This window comes from Flavobacterium sp. B183, from assembly GCF_023539155.1.
In the GTDB taxonomy this organism is placed as follows: Bacteria; Bacteroidota; Bacteroidia; order Flavobacteriales; family Flavobacteriaceae; genus Flavobacterium; species Flavobacterium tructae.
The window spans coordinates 1806561-1830671 of record NZ_CP097434.1; the positions used below are offsets into that span (position 1 = coordinate 1806561).

Genomic DNA, 24111 nt, shown 5'->3' on the forward strand with positions numbered 1-24111 from the left:
TCTATAAGCCGCGCGTTTAGAATGTGAATCGCTTATTTCATTTGCGTAGGAAAAGATTTGAATCCAAATTTCAATTGTGACAGGAGTACTATTGAAATTTGGATTTGCTTTGAAGGAGCTATGGCAAAAGCATCGTACGCAGCACTAGGAATGATGATGGCAATTATGGGTTATGCCCTGAAAGGGCAAAAGCGTGATCGCAAAGAAAAGCACCCGGCATATCTTGTGCGAGATTCTTTAAGAATGTTATTTTTTTTAATGGGATTTGTTGGAGTTTAAAATTGCTTTTGCCCTTTCAGGGTAATTCTACACCTTAATCAAATTTATAGGGCTTCGCACTATGCTCGTAGTTTTTAGGCTTTCATCCTTTTTCTCCCCAACTTTTGTTCTTGATCCGAAAAGTTAATTGGCTGTAGTCATAATTACCCTTAGTTTAATATGGTTTGTAAAAGTGAGAAAAATAGCCAACTAAATAATTGACAAATAGATAATTATTGTATATTTATATAGAAACAGGTTTCATTTTTCATAAGTAAATTATTCGCTGATAATATGAAGACACAAGTGATTTCCAATACAATTTTTAGTTTTTTTAAAGACAGAAAGGGAGTCTCTTATTTACGTGAGAATGATAAAATTATCAGGCAGTTTGTATTTACTATTTTTTTTATTGGAATCGGAATCTGGTTTATCAAACACGAACGTTCGGAATTAGTAGAAGTTAATACTGTAATTACCAATGCTAGCTTTTTTTGGGTTTCGTGCGGAATAGCTCTTGCTTTCTTATATGTATCACTTCAGGCGTTAATGTATTTTGCCTCTTTTAAAGCTGTTCAAAGCGGTATATCTTTTAAACAGGCCATTATTTTATTTCTCAAACGAAATTTTGTAAGCGTTTTTTTGCCAGCGGGTGGAATTTCTTCTTTAGCTTTTTTTACAAAATCCATCGAAAAGAGCGGTGTAAAACAAACTCAAATTCATTTTGCTTCTGTAGTTTATGGTTTTGTCGGGATACTCTCGGTTATTATTGTAGCAATACCGGCGTTAATTTACTCTTTATTTGAGGGAACTGCGGGATCTGGTGAAGGATATGCCTTGGGAGCGGTTGTGATCTTAGCTTTGTTTGTTTTTCTGATTTATGATTCGATATTAAAAAAAGGGTCTCTGTACCGTCTCATTATAAAACTTCTTCCTTCAGCAGTTGTCTTTTTGGATGATTTGCAGCAAAACAGAATCTTAAAAAAGAAATTTCTGCAGGTTGTTTTTTATTCTGTACTCATCGAGTTTGCCGGAATAGCTCATTTGTATATTGCGATGATTGCTTTGGGATTTGAACCGTCGTTGCCTGCGGCTGTGATAGGGTACATTGTTTCGGTTATTTTTTTAATCGTTTCTCCTTTTTTGAGAGGGTTAGGGGCTATAGAAATCTCAATGAGTTTTATATTAATACAATTCGGGTTTGATAATGTTAGTGCTATAGCTATCACTTTTTTGTATCGTTTCTTCGAATTTTGGATTCCATTAGTTGCAGGTGCATTCCTCTTTTTGTTTAATGCGAATACCTTATTGATGCGGGTGGTGCCTTCGTTTTTACTTTTTGTTTTGGGATTAATAAACATAGTGTCCGTATTAACCCCGGCAATTTCAGAACGATTGCACATTCTGAGAAACATCATTCCCGTCTCGGCTATTAAAGCATCAAATGATTTTGTGATAACCGCAGGTTTATTCATGTTGGTAAATGCGACATTTATGCTCAAAGGTTTGCGAAATGCATGGTGGTCTGCCATTTTCTTAAGTGGTATTTCTGTGATCGGACACCTCACAAAGGCGATTGATTATGAAGAAGCAGTAATCGCTCTGATTGTTTTTATCAGTTTAATTATTACCAGAAAAGAATATTATATCAAGAGCAATGCGCATCTGCAGAGTATCGGATTAAAAACAGTTTTAATCACTATGGCTGCTGTTTTAATATACAGCATTCTGGGATTCTATTTTTTGGATAAGAAACATTTTGGTATCGATTTTCATTGGCAGCAATCTATTAGATATGGCTTTCAGAATTACTTTTTGGTGGGGAGCTCTGATTTGGTTCCTCTTGACAGATTTGCAAGGCGCTTTTTACTTTCCATCAACATTAGTGGTTTTTTATCCATAGGCTTTTTGATCTTTGCCTTAATCCGTCCCTACACCATAAAAAAGGAAGCAGTAGAAGATGATTTTTTATCTGCTAAAGATCTTCGGACTCTGTATGGAACTTCTGCTTTAGACTATTTTAAAACGTATGACGATAAAAATATTTTTATAGCGAAAAGTAAAAAGTCTTTTTTAGCTTATCGTGTGGGGGATAGTTTTGCGGTGGTTTTAGAAAACCCCGTAGCAGCGTCGGAGGATGAATTTAAACAGTGTATTGTCGAGTTTGACGAGTATTGTTATGAGAATGGCTTGCGAAGTATTTATTATCGTGTTCCTGAAGAAAATTTAGCACTCTTTGCCTCATTACACAAAAAGAATCTGTTTATAGGACAGGAAGCTGTTGTGGATTTATCGGTATTTACGATGGAAGGAGGTGCCAAAAAATCATTGCGTAATGCGATAAGCAAAGTCAAAGAAAAGGGTTTTAAGACTACCATTCATACGGCACCGGTAAAGGATGGATTACTGCAAAAAGTTAAAGCGGTAAGTGATGAATGGCTTGCAGGTACCGGAAGAACTGAAATAGTTTTTTCGCAAGGTAAATTTGATTGGGAAGAACTCAAACAGCAAACCATCATAACAGTTGAAAATGCTGAAGAGAAAATCGTGGCTTTTTTAAATGTGATTCCGGATTATGCTAAAGGAGAAGGAACATACGATTTGATTCGGAAAACCAATGATGCACCAAATGGGATCATCGATTTTATCCTTTTGGAACTTTTTGCTTATTTGAAAACTCAGGGCTGTACGTCAGTCAATTTAGGATTAGCTGCTATGAGTGGAATTGAAGACCCGGACACCTTTCCGGAAAAGTCAATGAAGTTTGCTTATGAAAGGATTAAGTATTTTTCACATTATAAAGGATTGCGTGATTTTAAAGAAAAATTTTCTCCGGTTTGGTACAATAAATACTTAGTGTATACGCATGATTATGATTTGCTACAGGCCCCCTTAGTTTTAAATAAAGTCGTAAAATCATAATTAAGAAGATGAAGGCCGGGAAAACAGTACCATTTAATTGGGTTAGAGCGGCAGCAGTGATCTGTATAATTACCTGTATTTCTGATTTTATAGTGCTGTTTGTCTTAGGAAGGTGCTATCAGGGGTATAGTCAGCTGCAGAACACCATTAGTTCTTTGGGAGCAACTATTAGTCCGGTATCCAAATTAATTTCTGCCTGGTGGATTTTAATTGGAATCGTATTTATTTTTTTTGGAGTCTTTTTCAGAAAAGCCTTTGATAAAGACAGGCGATTTGTAAAACTTGCTTCTTTGTTGATTATGATGTATGGATTTGGAGAAGGGATAGGCTCCGGTTTGTTTAAAGCGGATATCATAAACGGTAAAAGGACTTTCTCATTTCTTTTACATGATATTGCAGGAGGTATCGGAATCATTGCTGCAGTATTGTTGCCTTTAGTAATGTGTAGCGTGATTTCAAAAGAAGACAATCCCGGGTTTTACTGTTTTTCATGGATCATTTTTATCATTGGCGGTATTACTCTGTTGTGCTTTGGGATTCGTTTACCTTCTGAGGCAGGTGATTTAATTGCTTCATGCAAAGGATTATGGCAAAGGCTTTTTCTGTTGAATATGTATGTTTATTTTATTGCAATTTCAGTCATAATGTATAATAGGAAAACTATAATTTAAGATTTCGTAATGTTAAAAAACAATCAAGATGAATAAAGTCGTAACACTTCTTCTGTCGGTTTTTATTTTTGGGACTAATGTTTATGCCGTAACAACAGATACTTTAAGGGTTGGAGCATTTGGAAAAATCATGATATACAAGCCTAAAATAACACCAACAGCGGTTGTTTTGTTTGTGTCAGGTGATGGCGGATGGAACAGCGGTGTCGTCGATATGGCTAAAAACATTGTTGACCAGGGAGCTGTGGTTGCGGGGATTGATATTCAGCATTATTTTAAGGAAATCAAAAAAGAAAAATCCAAATGTTATTATCCTGCTGGGGACTTTGAAGAGCTTAGTCTGATGTTGCAAAAAAAGATAAAGATGAAGCAATATCTAAAGCCAATATTGGCTGGATATTCTTCGGGAGCAACCCTGATCTACGGTATGCTGGCTCAGGCTCCCGCGAATACTTTTGGCGGAGCCATTGCTTTAGGGTTTTGTCCCGATATAGAAACGGACAGGACTTTATGTGATGGTTCCGGATTAACTTCACATGTTTTGAAAGAAGGAAAAGCTTATTTTCTGGAAAAAACCGAAAAATTATCGGCTCCTTTTATCGTCTTGCAAGGAATCACCGATCAGGTTTGTAATTATGCCGACACCCAAAAATACATGGAAGGCATGAAGCAGGGAAAACTAATCACACTGCCAAAAGTGGGACATGGTTTTTCTGTTACTAAAAACTGGCTGCCACAATTCACAGCTGCCTTCAGGGAGATCTTGAACACCCCGAATTATAGTCAACAAAAATCAGAACAAAACCTTTTGCTGAAAGAACAGCACCTTGCACCTTTGCCTTTTGAAATGCCTTTAATCTTAATTCCGACAAAAAGTAAAGAGGAATCTTTGCCTGTCGCTTTTTTAATTTCAGGTGATGGAGGATGGACAAGTTTTGATCAATCTGTCGGGGAAACTTTGGCAGAGAAAGGAATTGCCGTAATAGGATTGGATTCCCAGAAATATTTTTGGAATGCCAAAACTCCTGTCGAGACTTCAAATGCAATTGCTAAAGCAGTTGAACATTATTTACAGCAATGGAATCGAAAAACATTTATACTTGCCGGTTATTCATTTGGTGCTTCTGTAATTCCGTTTGTAGCAGGTAATTTTCCGGAATCCCTGAAAGAAAAATTAAAAGGATTGTATTTGTTGTCTCCGGATGTAAAAGCTGATTTTGAAATTCATATTGCAGACATGCTGAGTCTGGAAAGTTCGAAGGACACTTTTGATGTGATTTCCGAAATAAAAAAAATCAAGTCCTATAATCCAATTTGTTTTTTTGGAGATGAAGAAGACGCTGCAGCCCGCAATCGTTTCTCAGAAGCCGGAATCAAAACTATTGCTTTGCCCGGATCACATCACTACAATAATGATTATAATAAAATAGCAGAGAGTATTCTGAAAGAGATTAAATAACTAAAATAGCTGCATGTTCCGTCTTTTTGCGTAACAAAAGTATGCGTGAAGTACCGCAGATTATGGGATTCTAATTTATTTTTAAAAAAAAGTATTTTTTGAGGTAACAAATAGTATAGCACTGCATCAAAAGAGAAACTTTAAAAAATAACATTATGAAAACTAAATCAATTTTACTGATCGCATTAATGCTTCTTATTTCAAAATCTGTTTTTTCGCAAACCGCTTTTAAGGTCGACGTAAAAGGAAAAGGAGCACCTGTTTTATTATTTCCGGGTTTTGGCTGTACAGGAGAAGTGTGGAACGAAACTGTAGCCGAACTTTCTAAAAATTACGAATGCCACATTTTTACTTTTGCCGGGTTTGGAAATGTTCCTCCAATTGAAGGCCCTTGGTTGTCTACAATAAAAAACCAGGTTGTCTCGTATGTAAAGACCAAAAAGCTAAAGAAAGCCACATTAATGGGGCACAGTTTAGGAGGAACTCTAAGTTTGTGGCTGGCTGCCGAAGAAACTAATCTGTTCAAAAAAGTAATTCTTGTGGACGCTTTACCTGCAAGTGCAGCTTTAATGATTCCGAACTACAAAGGAGAAGTCATTCCTTATGACAATCCGCAAAGCAAAATGATGCTGGGAATGGATCAAAAAGCTTTCAATGCGATGAATTCTCAGGCAACGTCTTATATGTGTCTCAACAAAGAAAAGCAAAAAACAATCAACGAATGGATGAGTGTGGCCGACAGGAAAACCTATGTGTACGGTTATATCGATATGCTTAATTTAGATTTGCGTAAAGAAATTGCCAAAATTAAAATCCCGGTAGTAATTTTAGCGGCGACAAATCCCGATCTTGCTACCGTACAAAATACTTATAAAGCGCAATATGAAAATCTGCCGTCGGTTAAAATTTATTATGCAGCAAATTCGGCACATTTTGTAATGTACGATCAACCGGAGTGGTTCATGGAAAAAGTAAAATCAGAAATACGTTAAGGTGAATAAAAAAGAACAATTTAACGAGATCTATAACAAACATTATAATAAAGTGTTTCGTTTGTGCAAAGGTTATTTTTGTGGAGATATTGCATTGGCTTCTGATGCAGTTCAGGAAGTTTTCATCAAGGTTTGGGAGCATTTAGATACCTTTCGGAATGAATCGAGCATCAGTACCTGGATTTACAGGATCACCGTTAATACCTGTCTTCTTTATTTGCGAAAATCATCTGTGAGAAAAGAAATCAGAACTGATATACTGCCTAAGGTTGCTTCGGAAACCTATTCTGATGAAAAAGAAGAACAGCTTCAGCAAATGTATCAGTGCATACAAAAGCTCGAAGAAACCAATAAAATGATCGTTCTGATGATCTTAGATGGTATTGAATATCCCGAGATATCAGAAGTAATCGGAATCACTGAAGAAACACTTCGGGTTAGAATTCATCGAATTAAAAAAAGTTTAACGCAATGTGTACAAAATGAAAACATTTGAAGATTTACAAAACATTTGGGATCAGCAAGCAGCATCCAATATAAAACCAGCCGCCAACGATGTCATTGAAAAGGCAGAAGCACATACTAAAAAAATAAAACGCAATCATCTTTGGACCAGAATAATTCTGAGTCTGACGGCAATCATACTCATCGCCTATTACATTTGGGTGGGAGCCTATAAACAAACTGTATTCAGTTTCGGATTGGGAATTATGATTACCATGCTGGTGGTTCGTATCGCTCTGGAGTGGAGGAGCGCAAGAAAATTTGAGAATTTAAAAACAGACGTTCCTTTAATCGAATACAGCAAGCAGGCTCACCGGTTTTATCAATGGAGAAAAAAAATACATTACATTTTTACGCCCATAATTTACCTGACTTATATCGCCGGATTTACATTGCTTTTGCCCGTTTTTAAAGAAAATTTCTCCAAAGGGTTTTATCTCTATATCCTTGTTAGCGGATTTGGTTTTTTACTGTTTTTTGGAGTAATGCTGGTAAGAATCATTAAGAGGGAAGTAAAGCTCTTAGACTTCTTAAAAAACATTTCCTAAAAGAGTATCGGAATTCAAATGGCGGATAACGAAGAGGTGTTCGTCATTAGTCCGGCAAAGGAATGATTTAGAACTTGAAACCTGAAACCTGAAACCTGAAACTTGAAACCTGAAACTTGAAACTTGAAACTTGGAATTTGTTATTTGAAATAGAACTGTTTTACAAACTAATTTCTTTGTCTATCTTTGTAAAATGAATGAAAACTTAGATCCCACTACAAAAGGGTACAATCCGGAAGAATTAGATCTTGAAAAAAGATTGCGTCCACTGTCATTTGATGATTTTGCAGGACAAGATCAGGTTTTAGAGAACCTAAAGATTTTCGTTGCTGCCGCCAATCAGCGTGGTGAAGCACTTGATCACGCTCTTTTTCACGGACCTCCGGGATTGGGTAAAACTACTTTGGCGAACATTCTGGCCAATGAGCTTGAAGTGGGAATCAAAATTACTTCAGGTCCTGTTTTGGACAAACCGGGAGATTTGGCAGGTTTATTGACCAATCTTGACGAAAGAGACGTTTTATTCATTGATGAGATTCACCGTTTGAGCCCTATTGTCGAAGAGTATTTGTACTCGGCTATGGAGGATTTCAAAATCGATATTATGATTGAATCCGGACCAAATGCCAGAACGGTACAAATCAATCTGAATCCTTTTACGCTGATAGGAGCTACAACGCGTTCCGGGTTATTGACAGCTCCGATGAGAGCTCGTTTCGGAATCTCATCCCGTTTGCAATACTACACTACTGAACTTTTGACCACCATTGTAGAAAGAAGTTCTTCTATACTTAAAATGCCAATTTCATTGGATGCCGCGATCGAAATAGCCGGTAGAAGTCGTGGGACACCTCGTATTGCCAATGCATTATTGAGAAGAGTTCGCGATTTTGCACAAATAAAAGGAAATGGAACCATCGACATCGAAATTGCGCGTTATGCCTTAAAAGCACTAAATGTAGACGCGCATGGATTGGATGAAATGGATAATAAAATTTTACTGACCATTATTAATAAATTCAAAGGTGGCCCCGTAGGACTTTCGACTTTGGCAACTGCTGTATCAGAAAGCAGTGAAACTATTGAAGAAGTTTACGAACCCTTTTTGATTCAGGAAGGTTTTATTATGCGTACACCACGCGGACGTGAGGTTACGGATAAGGCCTACAAACATTTAGGGAAAATAAATACCAACATTCAGGGCGGATTGTTTTAATCCTGTTAAACATGTCTGAAAATAAAAAATACAAGTACCCGAACAAGCTTTCGATCGTAAGGTTTTTTTTAGATGCCGAAGGAGTGCGTAGAAACCCTATTCCTTATCATAAAAGATATTTTGATCAGTTTGGGGATTCTTTTTCGCTTCAGATAGGACGTTCGAAACACTTGATTTTATCGCGTGATAATGAGATTGCCCAACATATTTTACAGAAAAATCAAAGGAACTATCACAAATCTAAATTTCAGTCCGTTTATCTTTCAAAATACTTGGGAAAAGGACTTTTGACCGTTGACGGTGATTTTTGGCTGAAACAAAGACGACTCATTCAGCCCGCGTTTCACAAGCAGAAAATGAATCAGCTGGTTGAGAATATGAATGAGACAATCGTTTCAGAATTAAAGGAATTGGAGGAAGAAAAGTACATTGATCTGTTTCCTGTTATGAGCCAGCTCGCATTTAATGTAGTGGCGAAGTCACTGTTTCACCTTTCGATTTCGGAAGAGAAATTAAATCGTATCAAATACATCATCGAAGAAGTTCAGAATTTTTTGATCAAAGAAATTCGGCTTCCCCATAAAGCATGGTGGTTTTCGGTGAGTGGTCAGGTGGCAAAACATTTGGAACTGGCCGAAGAGAACAACCGAATCATTCAGGAAATTATCGACGAGCGAACCACTTCGGGAGAGCCCGTAAACGATTTGCTTCAGCTGCTTTTAGAAACACGTTACGAAGATACCGGTGAAGGAATGTCAGTCAAACAACTGATCGATGAAATTAAAATTCTTTTTATTGCCGGACATGAAACCAGTGCCAATGCCTTAACTTTTACACTATACCTTTTGGGAAGAAATCCGGAGATACAGCAGAAAGTATTAGATGAAATTCTGGAAATCGAAGCACAAACAGAGAATGTAGTAGAACAATTGCAGAAGATGACCTATTTGAATGCCGTTATCAATGAAGCGATGCGCCTGTATCCGCCAGCCTGGATTACAGACCGGCAAAATGTTGAAGACGATACTATTGGACCGTATCATTTAAAAAAAGGAACTTTAATTGGAGTTTCTTTTTATGAGTTGCATCGAAATCCTAAATACTGGGAAAATCCCGAAGAGTTTATCCCGGAACGTTTTCTTGGGGAACAAAAGAAACACTCGATGCAATATTTTTATCCTTTTGGAGCCGGACCAAGAATGTGTATCGGAGCGGGATTTGCGATCTATGAAATGTGCCTTACTGTGGCTCATGTTGTTAAAAAATACGTAATTAAATCGGAGACTGATATTGTTCAATTCAATCCGTTAATTACTTTAAAACCTGTTGGAATAGAAGTTTTATTCTCTAAAAGATGACAATCAATTCTAAAGAGACCTATTCAAAATTTATAAAAGCTGAAGCCAAGAGGCTTGGTTTTCTTTCTTGTGGAATATCCAAAGCTGGATTTCTGGAAGAGGAGGCACCGCGTCTTGAAAAATGGTTAAACAACAACCATCATGGGCAGATGGGGTATATGGAGAATTATTTTGACAAACGTCTGGATCCTACTTTATTAGTAGATGATGCCAAGAGTGTAGTGTCGCTTTTACTAAATTATTACCCAACAGAAACCCAGACCGACGAAAGTTTTAAAATTTCGAAATATGCCTACGGTCAGGATTATCATTTTGTGATTAAAGAAAAATTAAAAGAATTTTTACACTCGATTCAGGAAAATATAGGAGAAGTATCAGGTCGTGCTTTTGTAGATTCGGCACCCGTTTTAGATCGGGCCTGGGCAGCAAAAAGCGGACTGGGCTGGATTGGTAAAAGCGGTAACCTGCTGACTCAAAAAGTAGGATCTTTTTATTTCATTGCCGAACTTATTCTGGATTTAGATTTAGAGTACGACCACGCTACAACAGATCATTGCGGATCATGTACTGCTTGTATTGATGCCTGTCCCACACAGGCAATAGTGGCTCCTCATGTAGTCGACGGCAGCAAATGCATCTCGTATTACACGATCGAACTCAAAGAAAACATACCTCATGAAATGAAGGGAAAGTTTGATGAATGGATGTTTGGCTGTGATACCTGTCAGGATGTTTGTCCGTGGAATCGATTCTCAAAGCCGCATTCCGAACCTTTATTCAATCCCAATCCGGAACTGCTTTCCTTTTCTAAAAAGGATTGGATTGAAATTACCGAAGAAACTTTTCGGTTAGTTTTTAAAAATTCCCCTATCAAAAGAACCAAATTTGATGGCTTAAAACGCAATATTCTCTTTCTTGAATAAAACTAAAAACAGGATGTAGTTTGTCTTGTTTTTTTGGTTTTTTAATGATTTTAGGAGCTCTTATTTAATTTTTTCATACAAATAAAATCCTTAAACACGTGTAATTTATTGATAATTAGTAAGTTGTGTTTTTTTAATTGCTTTTATTTTGTAACTACTTAATAATCAATGCATTTATTGACTTGATAAGCTTTTTTTTATTAAATTTGTGTTAAGCCGCCCCAACGTTTTTACTGTTATTTCTTTGTTTTTAATTCAAAAATTTAAATTTATGAAATTAAATTACTCTGATAAATTACATAAAGGACTAAATAAAACGCTTTTCTTTTTTTTATTTGTACTTCCCGTTTATACTTTTTCGCAGAATTGTACTGTAAATGCAAATGCAGACAGAACAATTTGTCCGGGTGGAGCAACAGCTTTACCACCAGATCAGTTTTATTTACTGGGGACAGCCAATACGGCACCGGGGACTAATTTTATGGATGCTCCGAAATGGAGTCAGATAGGAGGGCCAGCGGTACAAATCGATGATCCGAACGCATTGCAGACCTTAATTAAGGGAGCGGTTCCCGGAAATAGTTATACTTTTAGATTAACGGCTAAATGTGGTGACGATTCAACCATATTTGATGATGTTGTAGTGACGGTTTCGCCACTTACAGCTGCAAATGCAGGGCCGGATCAAACCTATTGTCAGGGGACATATCCACTTAACGGAAATACAGTTGGAGGAACAGAAACAGGAACCTGGAGTATTGTAGGAAATAATAGTGCCGGAGTTACAATTAACAATCCAAATTCTCCCACTAGTACTATTACCGTTTCCGGAAATAGTTCCGGTTCGACTACGCTAAGATGGACCATAACAAATGCATCCTGTACTTCAACTGATGACGTAGTTATCTCAAGCTTGGGCGGAAGAATGCCTGTTACTGCAGGATCTGACATCACGCTTTCAAACTGTTATTCTGCTACTCAGACCGTTACTCTTAATGGGAGTTTTGGCGGAAATACACCGGGACAGCAGCAAGGTACCTGGACAGTTGTTTCAGGACCAAGTATTCCAACTTTTACGAATGCCAATCAAAACAATACAACCGTAACAGGCCTGCTTGAAGGCACCTATGTTTTTAGATGGACAGTTGCCGGAACCTGTGTCAATGGAGTGGATGAAGTGACGGTAGTAGTTCCGCCGCCAACAGCCGATGTTACTAATGTTAGTGGTTCTACAGCTTTTTTTTGTGACGGACGAACCTCAACAATCCTTCAGGGAACAATACCCAGATACGTAAATGAAAGTGTGCAGTGGACACAAACCGGAGGCCCAACAGCAGTAATTCAAAATCCGACTTCTCCGGCCACAGCAGTGTCAGGAATGACCACATTAGGAACCTATACTTTTTTGTACACACTGACTAATAGCGTAACAAATTGTGTGACGACGGCTAATTATGTGGTAGTCTTAGAAGATATAATATCCATTTCAGGAGGTCCGGATCAGGTTCTGGGCTGTAATGATTCTGAGGCTATAATTCCGGTAACTTTTACAGGTAATGGACAAATGAGCTGGCAGATCGTATCAGGACCAAGTATCAATCCCATTCTGAATCCGCCTTATCCTTCATTCCCGACAGCTCCGGTGAATTTTTCAGGAAACAGTCTTACGATTAGTCAATTGACTTTTTCAGGAACTTATGTTGTTCGGTTAATTAAAGCGCCAAATCAGGGGAGTCAGTGTGAAACCGTTTATGATAATGTGACATTGGTGGTATCTGCAACTCCTACCACCTCGAGTGCGGGAACGATGCAGATAGTACCTTGTAATTCAACTTCCGGAACATTGGCGGGAAATCTGGTCGTTCGGGGGAAAGGAAAATGGTCACAGATTTCGGGACCCAGTAGTGTGACTTTTTCTGATGTCAATAGCCCTACTACAACAGTGTCTCCCTTAATTAACGGAGCATATAAATTTAGATGGACCATTTCCGGTGGAGAAGCCTGTGAAGTATCTCAAAGCACTTCTGAGGTTTTGGTATCTAGTGTCGCCCCTACAGATGCTAATGCCGGACCTGATCAGGCAGTTTGTTTTGGGGCAAAAGTTCAATTACAGGGAAATGCCATACAGAATAGCGAAAATGGTACCTGGACAGTTTCTCCTAGTGCCGGAGTAATTATTAGCGATCCGGGTGATCCGAATACCAAAGTAAGCGGATTGGCTGCCAATACAACTTATACTTTTACCTGGACTATTGCAAACGGCTGCGGTACGTCGGCAGATACAGTTGATGTTGTTACCAATGGAACAGAAGGAGCAGATGCCGATGCAGGAGCTGCTCAATGTTTTCCAACGGGTACCAGCACGATTACCTTAAACGGAAATGATCCTGCTCCCGGAACTGGTCTTTGGACTCAAACAACGGGAACACCAGTAACCATTACAAATCCAACGCAATATAATACTACGGTAACAGGATTAAGTGACGGAGATTATACTTTCAAATGGACCGTTAGTAATGTGGGCTGTGCCGATGGTGAAGATAGTGTGGGTGTAACTATAGCACCTGATATTACTGTAGCTCAGGCAGGTCCTGGTCAAAGACTATGTGCCAATACTACAACAGTAACGGGAAATGCACCAGCTTCCGGAGAAAGCGGTCTATGGGAATTGGTTAGTGGAGGAGACGGACCTGTTATTACAAATCCGACTAGTCCCACTACTACAATCACAGGACTAACTCCAGGTTCATGGGTGTTCAAATGGACCATTTCACGAGGATTCTGTGCGAGTACATCAGCTACGGTACAGCTTAATGTTGATGAAGGTCCTTCACCGGCAATCGCAGGACCTGATCAAACGGTTTGTAATCAAAATTCGGTTACTCTCGGAGCGACTCCTCCGGTGATTGGCAATGGAATATGGTCGTTAGTCAGCGGACCAAATTCGCCTGTGTTTTCAGATGCAAGAGCTGCCAATTCAACTTTATCCGGACTTATAACGGGAGAATATATTTTAGAATGGACGACTTCTACAGGAATAAATTGTCCGACAAATCAAGATCAGATGACCGTAAAAGTAACGGAAGTTGCAGCTGCGGGGTCTGATTATGCCACCTGCTTAGAGGGACCTTTATATCTAACGGGTAATCCCAACAGTACAGGAACCTGGACTTATGTTTCCGGAGGAGCAGGAGCACCAACCATTACAACAACCAGTAACAATAGCGCAGCGGTAACCAATTTAATACCGGGTGTTTACGTGTTTCGATATACTATTGCGGCACAAGGCCTTTGTCCTGAAACGTCAGATGATATTCAGGTAACGGTAAACGGTCAGATTACAACACCTCCAAATGCGGGGCCTAATCAGGAATTTTGCGATGTAGGTGCAGGAGGATTTCAGTTGGCAGCTTCGACACCTGATCCCGGAACAACAGGAAAATGGACGGTATTATTCGGCCCGGGAACAGGATCTTTTGTAAATGATACCGATCCTAATACGATGTTTATAAATCCGGGTTATGGCTTTTATGTGTTTAACTGGACCGTTAGTTCAGGAACCTGTAGTGAATCGGACCAGATTAGGATTGAGAATTCAGAACCGCCTTCACCGGCAATTGCGGGTGGTGATCAAAGTATTTGCGGATCTGTGACAGATTTAACGGCAATTCCACCACTGGCAGGAGTGGGAAAATGGGCTCAGGTTTCCGGACCAACTACAGCGGTATTTAGTTCAGATATTATGCCTACTACAACGGTTAGCAATCTGACACAAACAGGAGGGGTATATGTTTTTAGCTGGACCGTTAGCAATGGAGCGCTTTGTCCGTCTACAACAGATTCGGTTCAAATTACGGTGACTGCAGATTTAACAGTTCCTAATGCCGGACCTGATCAGACGATTTGTGAATCTGATAGTGCAACTTTAGCCGCCAATGTCATTACTGTTGGCACGGGACAATGGTCAAAAACCAGTGGACCGGCAGGAATTTTTTCTGATGCTTCGAGTCCGACTTCTACATTTACACCAGGTGCCTCGGGAACTTATGTTTTGAGATGGACTTCGACAAATCTTAGCTGTCAATTTTTTGATGAGATGACTTTAACGGTTAATCCTCTGCCATCCACTTCAAATGCGGGAACTCCAATTAGTATCTGTGAATTTCAAACACTTACTCTGGCAGCAAATACACCAATAATAGGAACAGGTTTATGGACACAAGTTTCTGGGCCGGTAACAGTAGGTTTTACAGATGCCACTTCGCCAACAACAACTGTTCTGGGAACACAGGCAGGTAATTATGTTTTTAGATGGACGATTACAAGCGGAGGGTGTGCATCAAGTTCCAGTACTGTTTCAGTTACCGTAAATGCATTGCCGCCTTTAGCAAATGCAGGAGTCGATCAGACGATTTGTAATATCGGAACCGCAACCTTAAATGGAAACAATCCGGTAACGGGAACAGGTGTCTGGACTTTTGTAACAAATCCCGGAGGTACGGCAGTAATTACCAATGCTAATGCTTTTAATACTACAGTAACGAATATATCAGTAGGAACAACACGGTTAAAATGGACAATCAGTAATGGTTCTTGTAATTCTTACGCAGATGAAGTCAATATAATACGACCTTCTGACTTAGTTCTTCCGGCATTAACAAGTGACACCACCATTTGCGAAGGAGGTACTACAACTTTTACCGCTACTCCAACCGGAAGCATAGCACCTTATACTTATCAATGGCAAACTTCTGCCAATGGAGTAACGGGCTGGGCTACTATTTCAGGACAAACGAATGCTTCTTTTTCCACTAATAATGCTTTAACAAGTGGAGATTATTATTATAGAGTAATTGTCTCGAGTACTTGTACACAGGTTACAAGTAATGCGGCGAAACTCACCATTATTGCAGACCCTGTTGTCACCACTCAGCCAACAGGAAGTACAATTTGTTCAGGAAACACCCATACGATGACGGTCGCTGCGACAACTACCAATACAGCTGCAGGAACGATTGTTTATCAATGGCAAAGTTCAGTGAATGGAACTTCGGGCTGGACCAATGTTTCAGGAGGAAGCGGAGCCAATACTGCAACGTATACTACAGCAGCCTTAACATCGAATTTGTATTTTAGAGCACAAATTACACAATCGGGAAGCGGCTGTGAAACCTTTTCAAATCCGGCATTGGTTAATGTTGCGCGCATTACAACACAACCTGCAACTCCGGCAGCTATTTGCGTAGGCGGAATTGTAAGCATGACTATTGCTGCAACTTTAGACGGAGGAGCAGGAGCATTAAGTTATCAATGGCAAAGTAATTCAGGGGCAGGTTTTGTAAATGAAACCAATGGGACAGCAACAACCGCTAATTTTACGTCTGATGTTTTAAATGTTACCACTCAGTTCAGATGTCTGATAACTTCATCAACAACCAATTGTATACTGACTTCAAATACGGTTACAGCAACTGTAGTCACTGATCCTGCCATATCAGTTCAGCCAACAGGCGGAATTGTCTGCTCAGGTGGAGCATTTACCTTATCAGTTACAGGAACAGGCGGAACTCCATCTTTAAATTATCAATGGTACAGCAGTTCGGATAATATAAGTTTTGCGCAAATATCCGGTGCAACTTCCAGTACTTATACCACTCCGGCATTAACACAAGATACTTATTATCGTGTGGATGTTTCGGCTAGCGGAAACGGTTGTGGTCTGGTATCTTCCAATAGTGTATTAGTAGATGTAATTCCTGATCCGGTTGTAAACCAGCAGCCTGTGGGAAATACAATCTGTTCCGGTGCGACACATACCATGACAGTCGCAGCTTCGGGAGATCCTTTGGGAGGAGCTTTGATTTATCAATGGGAAAGATCGGCAAACGGTACAACAGGCTGGGCCAATACAACAGGAGGAAGCGGTGCCACAACAGCCTCTTACACCACCGGAGCATTAACGTCTACTTTTTATTACAGAGTCAGAGTGACACAAACGCCTAATGGCTGCGAAGTTTATTCGAATGCAGTACCGGTATTTGTGACAACCATCACTACCCAGCCAGTAACTCCAGTGGCTATATGTGTAGGAGGAATTGTAAACATCAGTATTTCGGCTTCATTAAACGGAGGTACAGGATCACTTAGTTATCAATGGCAAAGTAATTCGGGTTCAGGTTTTGTGAATGAAACCAACACAACGGCAACTACGGCTAATTTTACTTCAGATATATTAAATGGAACTACACAATTCAGATGTTTGGTGACCTCATCGACGACCAATTGTACCTTAACCTCCAATACCGTTACAGCAACAGTGGTTCCGGATCCGTCCATTACCGTTCAGCCAACAGGAGCGACAATTTGTTCGGGAGGAAATCATACTTTATCGGTAACAGGAGCGAATGGAACTCCGGCCTTAACTTATCAATGGTACAGCAGTACAAACAATTCTACTTTTACAGCCATAGGTGGTGCAACGGCAGCAACTTATGCAACTCCCGCTTTAACACAAACGACTTATTATAAAGTAGATGTTTCGGCTAGCGGAAGCGGATGTAATACCATTACTTCAAACGTAGCGACCGTAACGGTTTTATCGGCCATTACCATAGTGACACAACCGGTATTTAAAACAAACATCTGCAGCGGTTCAAATGCAACTTTAAATGTAGTAGTGGCAGGAGGTTCCGGAAATTATGCGTACCAATGGAAAAGCTCTGCTGCTTTAGCGGGTCCGTTTACTGATATTGCGGGCGCAAATTCGGCATCTTATACGAGTCCAAACTTAACGGTGACTACTTTTTATCAGGTGGCCATTTCTGATCCTACCCAGGGATGTATACCAATTCTATCGAGTATTGCTTCAGTAATTATTCCAAGTATTACGACTCAGCCTGTTAATCCGAATACCGTTTGTGTGGGAGGAACAGTATTGATGTCAACAGCGGCTTCTGCTAATAATGGGTCGGCTTCGTTTACCTATCAATGGCAGCGTTCTTCTGACGGGGTTAATGGCTGGGCTAATATTACCGGAGAAATCAGAGCACAAAATCCGAATTATTTGACAGGACCACTTTCAGTTACAACTTATTATCGCTGTGTAATCACTTCGTCAAATCCAAACTGTACTCTTATTACCAATGTTGTAGTAGCAACTGTTATTCCGGATCCAACGATAGCAGTACAGCCTGTGGGCGGAAACATTTGTGAAGGAGGCGTATTTACTATGACATCCAGCGCGCAAAATGGTTCCGGAAACTTTACCTATCAGTGGCAAAAATCCTTGGATGGAACAACAGGATGGGCAAACGTAACGGACGGTTCGGGAGCTAATACAACAACTTATACGACCGGTTTTGTAAATGCCGATGCGTATTACAGATTGCGCGTGACAGATTCAGGTGTTGGATGCGGAACTATAAATTCTAATCCGGCGAAAGTAGATGTTTTTGAGATTCCAATAATCAGTACACAACCAAAAGATGGGGAAGCCTGTATTAATGAGACTCATACTTTTACCGTTGTGGCAGCAGGAAATATTTCCGGAAGCCCAATATTGTATCAATGGCAAAGTGCCGCTGCTTTGGCAGGACCTTATACAGATGTAACAGACGGAGTTGGTGGTACAACAGCCTCTTATACAACACCGGCTTACGCTACAGCAGGAAACCGATATTTCAGAGTGAACATTTCTCAGGCAGAGTCCGGTTGTCGTACCCTTTCCAATCAGGTAACTTTAAAGGTTTTTGATCTGCCTGCTGCTCCGGTTGGTTTGGTAACAGAACAACCTTCCTGTACCACTGCTACAGGGACCGTTAACATCACGAATCCGGATCTGGGAACAGGATATGAATACAGCAGTGATGGAACAACCTTTCAGGCCAGCAACGTTTTTACAGGTTTACCTTCCGGAAGTGTAACCATTTATGTCAGACGTGTAGGGCTGAATACTTGTATCTCATCCGGAACGACCTTTACTATTTTTAACAGAATTTGTGCGGTTCCTGAAAACTTTACAGCCATCTCCGGAGACACAGGTGGAAGTACCGCACCACATTCTATATTAGACAGTGATACCATAAACGGAGTTATCTTGAATCCTTCATCGGTTAATGTGACCATAAACTCTATTTCGAGTTACTTGACGTATGATTTTAATCCGCTATCCAGAACCATTTCTGTGGCACCGGGAACACCAGCGGGAGATTATACCTTAACTTATACGATCTGTGAAATTGTAAACCCGGGAAATCCGTCAGATCCTTCAAATTTTAAAAATTGTTCAACAGCAACAGAGGTAATTAGTGTAACCACTGCCGGAATTGATGCCAAAATCGATATTGTTAAGTATCTCGTAAACGGATACACGGGAGCTAACAATGTAATCAATGCCCTGACCAATGACAGATTGGCGAGTGCACAGGCAACATTATCTAATGTGACACTTTCTGTAGTAAATCCGGCCTTGCCGATTGACCCTTTAGTTACAACAGTTCCGTATCTGGATATTACCACCGGAAATGTAAATGTCCCGCCGGGAACTGTAAAAGGGCTATATGAAATCGAATATAAGATTTGCGAAATTGGAGCACCTACAAATTGTGATACCGCATTTATTTTAGTTCCCGTTGGAAATGCATTAATTGTAGCAAATGATGATAAAGTAGAAAATATAAATGGCTATTTAGGGCAAATGAACGCCGCAAACGCTTTAACCAATGATAGTTTAAACGGAGTTCCAATTACAGCAGCAAATTTTGATGAAATAACAATAACACAAAATATAGCCGCTACACCTTTGTATCCTGGTGCCAATGTGCCTGTCTTTAGTTCTGCTACTGGAAGTATTAGCATTCCTGCAGGAACTCCGGCCAATACTTATTTTATCACGTATACCATTTGCGAAAAATTAAACCCAACCAATTGTGCAAACGCTAGTATTGCAGTGGTCGTAAAAGCTGCTCCGCTAATTGTAAATGACGATCAGGTAAATAATATAAACGGTTACGAAGGCGGGGTAGATGTGATTAATGTTTATACCAATGCAGCAGGCGCTGATACTTTTGACGGGCAAGTCATTAATATCAATTTGGCCAATTTATTAACCCCATCCATTTTAACCCCTGCACAGCCTAAAGTTCCAGGAGCTCCCGTTCCGGAATTGGATGTTTCGACAGGTTTTGTGACTGTTCCACCGGGAACTCCGGCCGGGCAATATCAAATAAAGTATCAGATCTGCGAAGACCTTAATCCGGGTAATTGCGATGATGCGACTGTAATTATTAATGTAGTTGTACCAATTATTGAGGCTATTGACGATACGGTTTTAAATGTAAATGGTTATGAAGGAGCAGATGATATCATCAATATTTATGATAACGACTTACTGAACGGAGGCATGCTGGACCTTCCGGATATTACGACAACCGTTATATCAACTCCAGCGGCTATAAATGGAGGTCCGGTTCCGACACTTGACAGCGTTACCGGTTTAGTAGACGTTCCTCCGGGGACACCGGCAGGAGAATATAAATTTGTATATAAAATCTGTGAGAATCTAAATCCGACGAATTGTGATCAGGCCGTGGTTACCATCATGGTTGTTCCGGCACCAATTGATGCTGTAGATGATGCTAATTTTGCACCAATTAATGGGTTTGTTGGAGATCCGAATGCGTTAAATGCTTTAAACAACGATACCTTAAATGGTTTGGCTGTAATTCCTTCGGAAGTAACGATTACTAATATTATACCTGCTACACCTATTAACGGAGGTTTGGTTCCGGTACTAAACGCGATAACAGGAAACGTAAGTGTACCACCGGGAACTGCAGCAGGAATTTACCTGATTGGGTATCAGCTGAATGAAAAGCTGAACTTGTCTAATAATGATTTTGCTTTTATAACTGTTGAGGTTTCGGCTCCGTTAATTGTAGCCAATGATGATACAATTGCTAATATAAACGGATATGTAACGACTAACAATGCAATTGATGTTTTATTGAATGACACCCTTAACGGAACTGCTGCTAACATCTCAAAAGTTAATATTACCGTTGATGCTGCCGCAACACCAATAAACGGAGGCCCGGTTCCGGTATTAGAACCGCTAACCGGATTTGTAAGTATTCCGGCTGGAACTCCGGCAGGCGATTATGAAATTAAATACCATATTTGCGAGAAAATAAATCCGCTGAATTGTGATAATGCTTCCGTATTTATCAATGTAGTGGGACCACAAATTGATGCAGTGAATGATTCCGCAGCCAATATTAATGGATTTACAGGAGCAACGAATGTAGTGAATGCTTTATCAAATGATACTCTAAACGGAGCGGCCGTTATTCCTTCTCAGGTAACCATCAGTAATGTAGTTCCGGCAACACCAATTAATGGCGGAGCGGTACCAGTTCTAAATCCTTCAAACGGAAATGTAAATGTACCAACAGGAACCGCAGCAGGAACTTACACCATTCAATATCGTTTGAGTGAGAACTTAAATCCAGCTAATTTTGATACCGCAACTATAACTATTGTGGTTATAGCGCCAACGATCATCGCTAATGCAGATAACGCAGGTACGATTAATGGTTATACAGGCGGAACGAACATCATAAATGCCATTACAAATGACAGACTGAACGGTTCGGATATTCAATTGGTTAACATTAATATTACATCTGTAAGTACCACCACTCCGGCAGGATATGTTTCCGGTAACCCGGTTCCGGTATTGAATACAGCGACAGGAAATGTCGATGTACCGGCAGGAACTTCAGCAGGAATTTACGTTATTCATTATCGTATTTGCGAAAAACTAAATCCGTCAAATTGCAGTGAGGCAGATATAACCGTAAATGTTATTGCCCCAATTATTGATGCTAATAATGATTTTGCCAATACTATTAACGGCTATGTTGGTGCAAACAATGTAGTAAATGTTCTAACCAATGATAGCCTTAACGGAGTAACAGCACAAGCCACCCTGGTTAATATCAGTGTTTTGAATACTACACCACCGCCAACATCAACAAACGGAATTGTTCCGGTATTGAATACCGCTACAGGAAATGTCGATGTACCGCCAGGAACCTCTGCAGGGACTTATTTCATTCAATATCAAATTTGCGAAAAACTAAATCCGACGAATTGTGATCAGGCAACGATTATCATAATTGTAAACGCACCTCCGATAGTTGCGGAAGATGATACCATCACAAACGCAAACGGCTTATCAGGAATAAATAATGTACTGAATGCTTTTACAAACAATGATACGTACAACGGAGTTCTTCTAACAGATGTGAGTTTAATTAACCCAACAATAATCAGTGGGGCAACTTCTATAAATGGTGGACTGGTTCCTGTTTTAGATCTGGCGACTGGTTTTGTTAGCATTCCGGCAGGTACACCGGTGGGAACTTATCAGATTAGATATAGAATCTGCGACAAATTAAACCCAACGAATTGCGACGATGCCATTATTACTATTGTAGTAGCTGTTCCGACAATTGTTGCGAATGATGATGCCGCTGACAATATTAATGGATTAACCGGAGCAAGTAATGTTTTAAATGCGTACGCCAACGATACTCTAAACGGAACAACAATTCTGCAGACCAATATTAATAGTACGCTTATTACCGCAGCAAACTCCATAAACGGAGCTGCAGTTCCTGTTTTAAATATTCTTACTGGTGCTGTAGATGTTCCTGCGGGTACAGCTGCGGGAGTATATTCTATTGTATATAAAATTTGTGATAAATTAAATCCGTCAAATTGCGATGAAGCAGTTATCAAAATAACGGTAGCACAACCTTCTATTCAATTGCTTAAACAAGGTGTTTTCGTTGATTCCAATGGTGATGGGTATGCACAGCCGGGAGAGCAAATTCGTTATTCCTTCGTTATTACCAATACCGGGACTCTGGATTTAACCAATGTGGTGGTAACCGATCCAAAGGCAAACATTACAGGCACACCAATCGCAGTATTGGGAGTGGGGCAATCCAATACAACAAGTTATAAAGGAACTTATGTGTTGACTCAGGCAGATATTAATCTGGGCTATGTCGAAAATCAGGCTTTGGTTACAGCACAGCCGACCAGTGGATCAGCCATTCAGGATTTGTCAGACAGTAACGATCTTACCTTAATTGGACCTAATGATCCTACAATTACTCCGGTGCCGCAACATAAAGAACTAACTTTAATAAAAGGCGGGAAATTAACCGGAAATGGAGGAGTAGGTTCAATCATCAATTACAGTTTTACAGTTAAGAATACCGGAAATGTAGTACTCACCAATTTGGTTGTAACAGATCCGATGTTAACAGCGACAACCATTGCTGTTTCTCCTAATGTACTCGCACCGGGTGCAACAGGAACAGCAACAGCATCGTATACCGTAAATATTGCAGATGTTGCCAAAGGAGTAGTAATCAATTCGGCACTTGCAATTGGAGATGACCCTCAGGGAAATCCGGTTACCGATATCTCCGATAGTGATGACCCAACTTTAACCGGTGATGATGATCCAACGGTTGTTAATTTAAGCCTTAAACCTTCTATTGCACTTATCAAAACGGCTACTTTTAACGATGAAAACAAAAATGGATATGCTGAGGTAGGGGAAACAGTTACGTATCGCTTTAGCATAACCAATACCGGAAATATTATACTCGTAAATGTTGTAGTTAAAGATCCTAAACCAGGCGTAACTATTACCGGTGATCCGGTGATTTTAAAACAAGGTGAGACAAATTCTAATAATTTTGTTGGAACCTATGTTTTAACTGCTGCTGATCTTGAGGCAGGATCTGTCGTAAATCAGGCTGAGGTGAGTGCCGTCAGCCCGGACGGGCAAATTGCAAAAGACTTGTCTGACGGAAACTCTCTTTTAGGAGACAATCCTACCGTACTTCCAATAGACGCTTGTAAAATTACAGTTCACAATGCATTTTCACCTAATGGTGACGGGATGAATGAAGTTTTCAAAATCGATGGGGTTGAATGTTATCCTGATGTATATGTAGAAATTTATGACCGTTGGGGAGTTCTGGTTTATGATGCTCATGGGTATAATAATACCTCCGTTGTCTTTACAGGAATTTCAGAAGGAAGAGCAACAGTCAATAAACAAAAAGGATTACCGGTTGGTACTTATTTTTACGTGATTACGTATAAAACGTATTTAAATGAGCCGATAAGTTTAATGGGGTATTTATATTTCTCAAGATAATGTAAAATATTGTTTTT

General features: G+C 39.8%; 11 protein-coding genes. All 11 read left to right on the forward strand.

Annotation, left to right across the window (positions count from 1 at the left end):
- Window positions 1-120: 120 nt before the first annotated feature.
- The 11 genes from M4I44_RS08105 (at window position 121) to M4I44_RS08155 (ending at window position 24094) form a co-directional block, all read left to right on the forward strand.
- Entirely contained in the window at window positions 121-279 is a 159-nt protein-coding gene (locus tag M4I44_RS08105; RefSeq protein ID WP_157495913.1) for a hypothetical protein, read from the forward strand.
- A 273-nt stretch (window positions 280-552) separates the two neighbouring features.
- Entirely contained in the window at window positions 553-3180 is a 2628-nt protein-coding gene (gene mprF, locus M4I44_RS08110; RefSeq protein WP_249967002.1) for a bifunctional lysylphosphatidylglycerol flippase/synthetase MprF, read from the forward strand.
- A gap of 8 nt (window positions 3181-3188) precedes the next feature.
- The gene (locus tag M4I44_RS08115; RefSeq protein WP_249967003.1) at window positions 3189-3851 is read left to right on the forward strand and encodes a DUF998 domain-containing protein; all 663 of its coding nucleotides are present in this window, start codon (window positions 3189-3191) and stop codon (window positions 3849-3851) included.
- Between the two features lie 28 nt (window positions 3852-3879).
- Window positions 3880-5310 (forward strand): AcvB/VirJ family lysyl-phosphatidylglycerol hydrolase, encoded by a 1431-nt coding sequence (locus tag M4I44_RS08120; protein ID WP_249967004.1) that lies wholly within the window; start codon window positions 3880-3882, stop codon window positions 5308-5310.
- A gap of 155 nt (window positions 5311-5465) precedes the next feature.
- Window positions 5466-6302, forward strand: a complete 837-nt coding sequence (locus M4I44_RS08125) for an alpha/beta fold hydrolase (protein ID WP_249967005.1) — start codon at window positions 5466-5468, stop codon at window positions 6300-6302.
- A gap of 1 nt (window position 6303) precedes the next feature.
- Window positions 6304-6798: an RNA polymerase sigma factor gene (locus M4I44_RS08130; RefSeq protein WP_249967006.1), complete on the forward strand. Its 495-nt coding sequence runs from the start codon at window positions 6304-6306 to the stop codon at window positions 6796-6798.
- Window positions 6785-7354, forward strand: coding sequence for a hypothetical protein (locus M4I44_RS08135; RefSeq protein ID WP_017498166.1), 570 nt, complete (start codon window positions 6785-6787; stop codon window positions 7352-7354). Before M4I44_RS08130 ends, M4I44_RS08135 begins: the two co-directional genes overlap by 14 nt.
- 193 nt (window positions 7355-7547) lie before the next feature.
- Window positions 7548-8570 (forward strand): Holliday junction branch migration DNA helicase RuvB, encoded by a 1023-nt coding sequence (gene ruvB, locus M4I44_RS08140; RefSeq protein WP_017498167.1) that lies wholly within the window; start codon window positions 7548-7550, stop codon window positions 8568-8570.
- Window positions 8571-8581: 11 nt separating this feature from the next.
- Window positions 8582-9928, forward strand: a complete 1347-nt coding sequence (locus tag M4I44_RS08145) for a cytochrome P450 (RefSeq protein WP_249967007.1) — start codon at window positions 8582-8584, stop codon at window positions 9926-9928.
- Window positions 9925-10851: a tRNA epoxyqueuosine(34) reductase QueG gene (gene queG / locus M4I44_RS08150; protein ID WP_017498169.1), complete on the forward strand. Its 927-nt coding sequence runs from the start codon at window positions 9925-9927 to the stop codon at window positions 10849-10851. Before M4I44_RS08145 ends, queG begins: the two co-directional genes overlap by 4 nt.
- 271 nt (window positions 10852-11122) lie before the next feature.
- Complete coding sequence (locus M4I44_RS08155) at window positions 11123-24094, forward strand: gliding motility-associated C-terminal domain-containing protein (RefSeq protein WP_249967008.1); 12972 nt, start codon at window positions 11123-11125, stop codon at window positions 24092-24094.
- Window positions 24095-24111 lie beyond the last annotated feature (17 nt).

Coding starts and splice junctions, on each gene's coding strand:
- M4I44_RS08105 (WP_157495913.1), top strand. CDS start 121: ATGGCAAAAGCATCGTACGCAGCACTAGGAATGATGATGGCAATTATG.
- mprF (WP_249967002.1), top strand. CDS start 553: ATGAAGACACAAGTGATTTCCAATACAATTTTTAGTTTTTTTAAAGAC.
- M4I44_RS08115 (WP_249967003.1), top strand. CDS start 3,189: ATGAAGGCCGGGAAAACAGTACCATTTAATTGGGTTAGAGCGGCAGCA.
- M4I44_RS08120 (WP_249967004.1), top strand. CDS start 3,880: ATGAATAAAGTCGTAACACTTCTTCTGTCGGTTTTTATTTTTGGGACT.
- M4I44_RS08125 (WP_249967005.1), top strand. CDS start 5,466: ATGAAAACTAAATCAATTTTACTGATCGCATTAATGCTTCTTATTTCA.
- M4I44_RS08135 (WP_017498166.1), top strand. CDS start 6,785: ATGAAAACATTTGAAGATTTACAAAACATTTGGGATCAGCAAGCAGCA.
- ruvB (WP_017498167.1), top strand. CDS start 7,548: ATGAATGAAAACTTAGATCCCACTACAAAAGGGTACAATCCGGAAGAA.
- M4I44_RS08145 (WP_249967007.1), top strand. CDS start 8,582: ATGTCTGAAAATAAAAAATACAAGTACCCGAACAAGCTTTCGATCGTA.
- queG (WP_017498169.1), top strand. CDS start 9,925: ATGACAATCAATTCTAAAGAGACCTATTCAAAATTTATAAAAGCTGAA.
- M4I44_RS08155 (WP_249967008.1), top strand. CDS start 11,123: ATGAAATTAAATTACTCTGATAAATTACATAAAGGACTAAATAAAACG.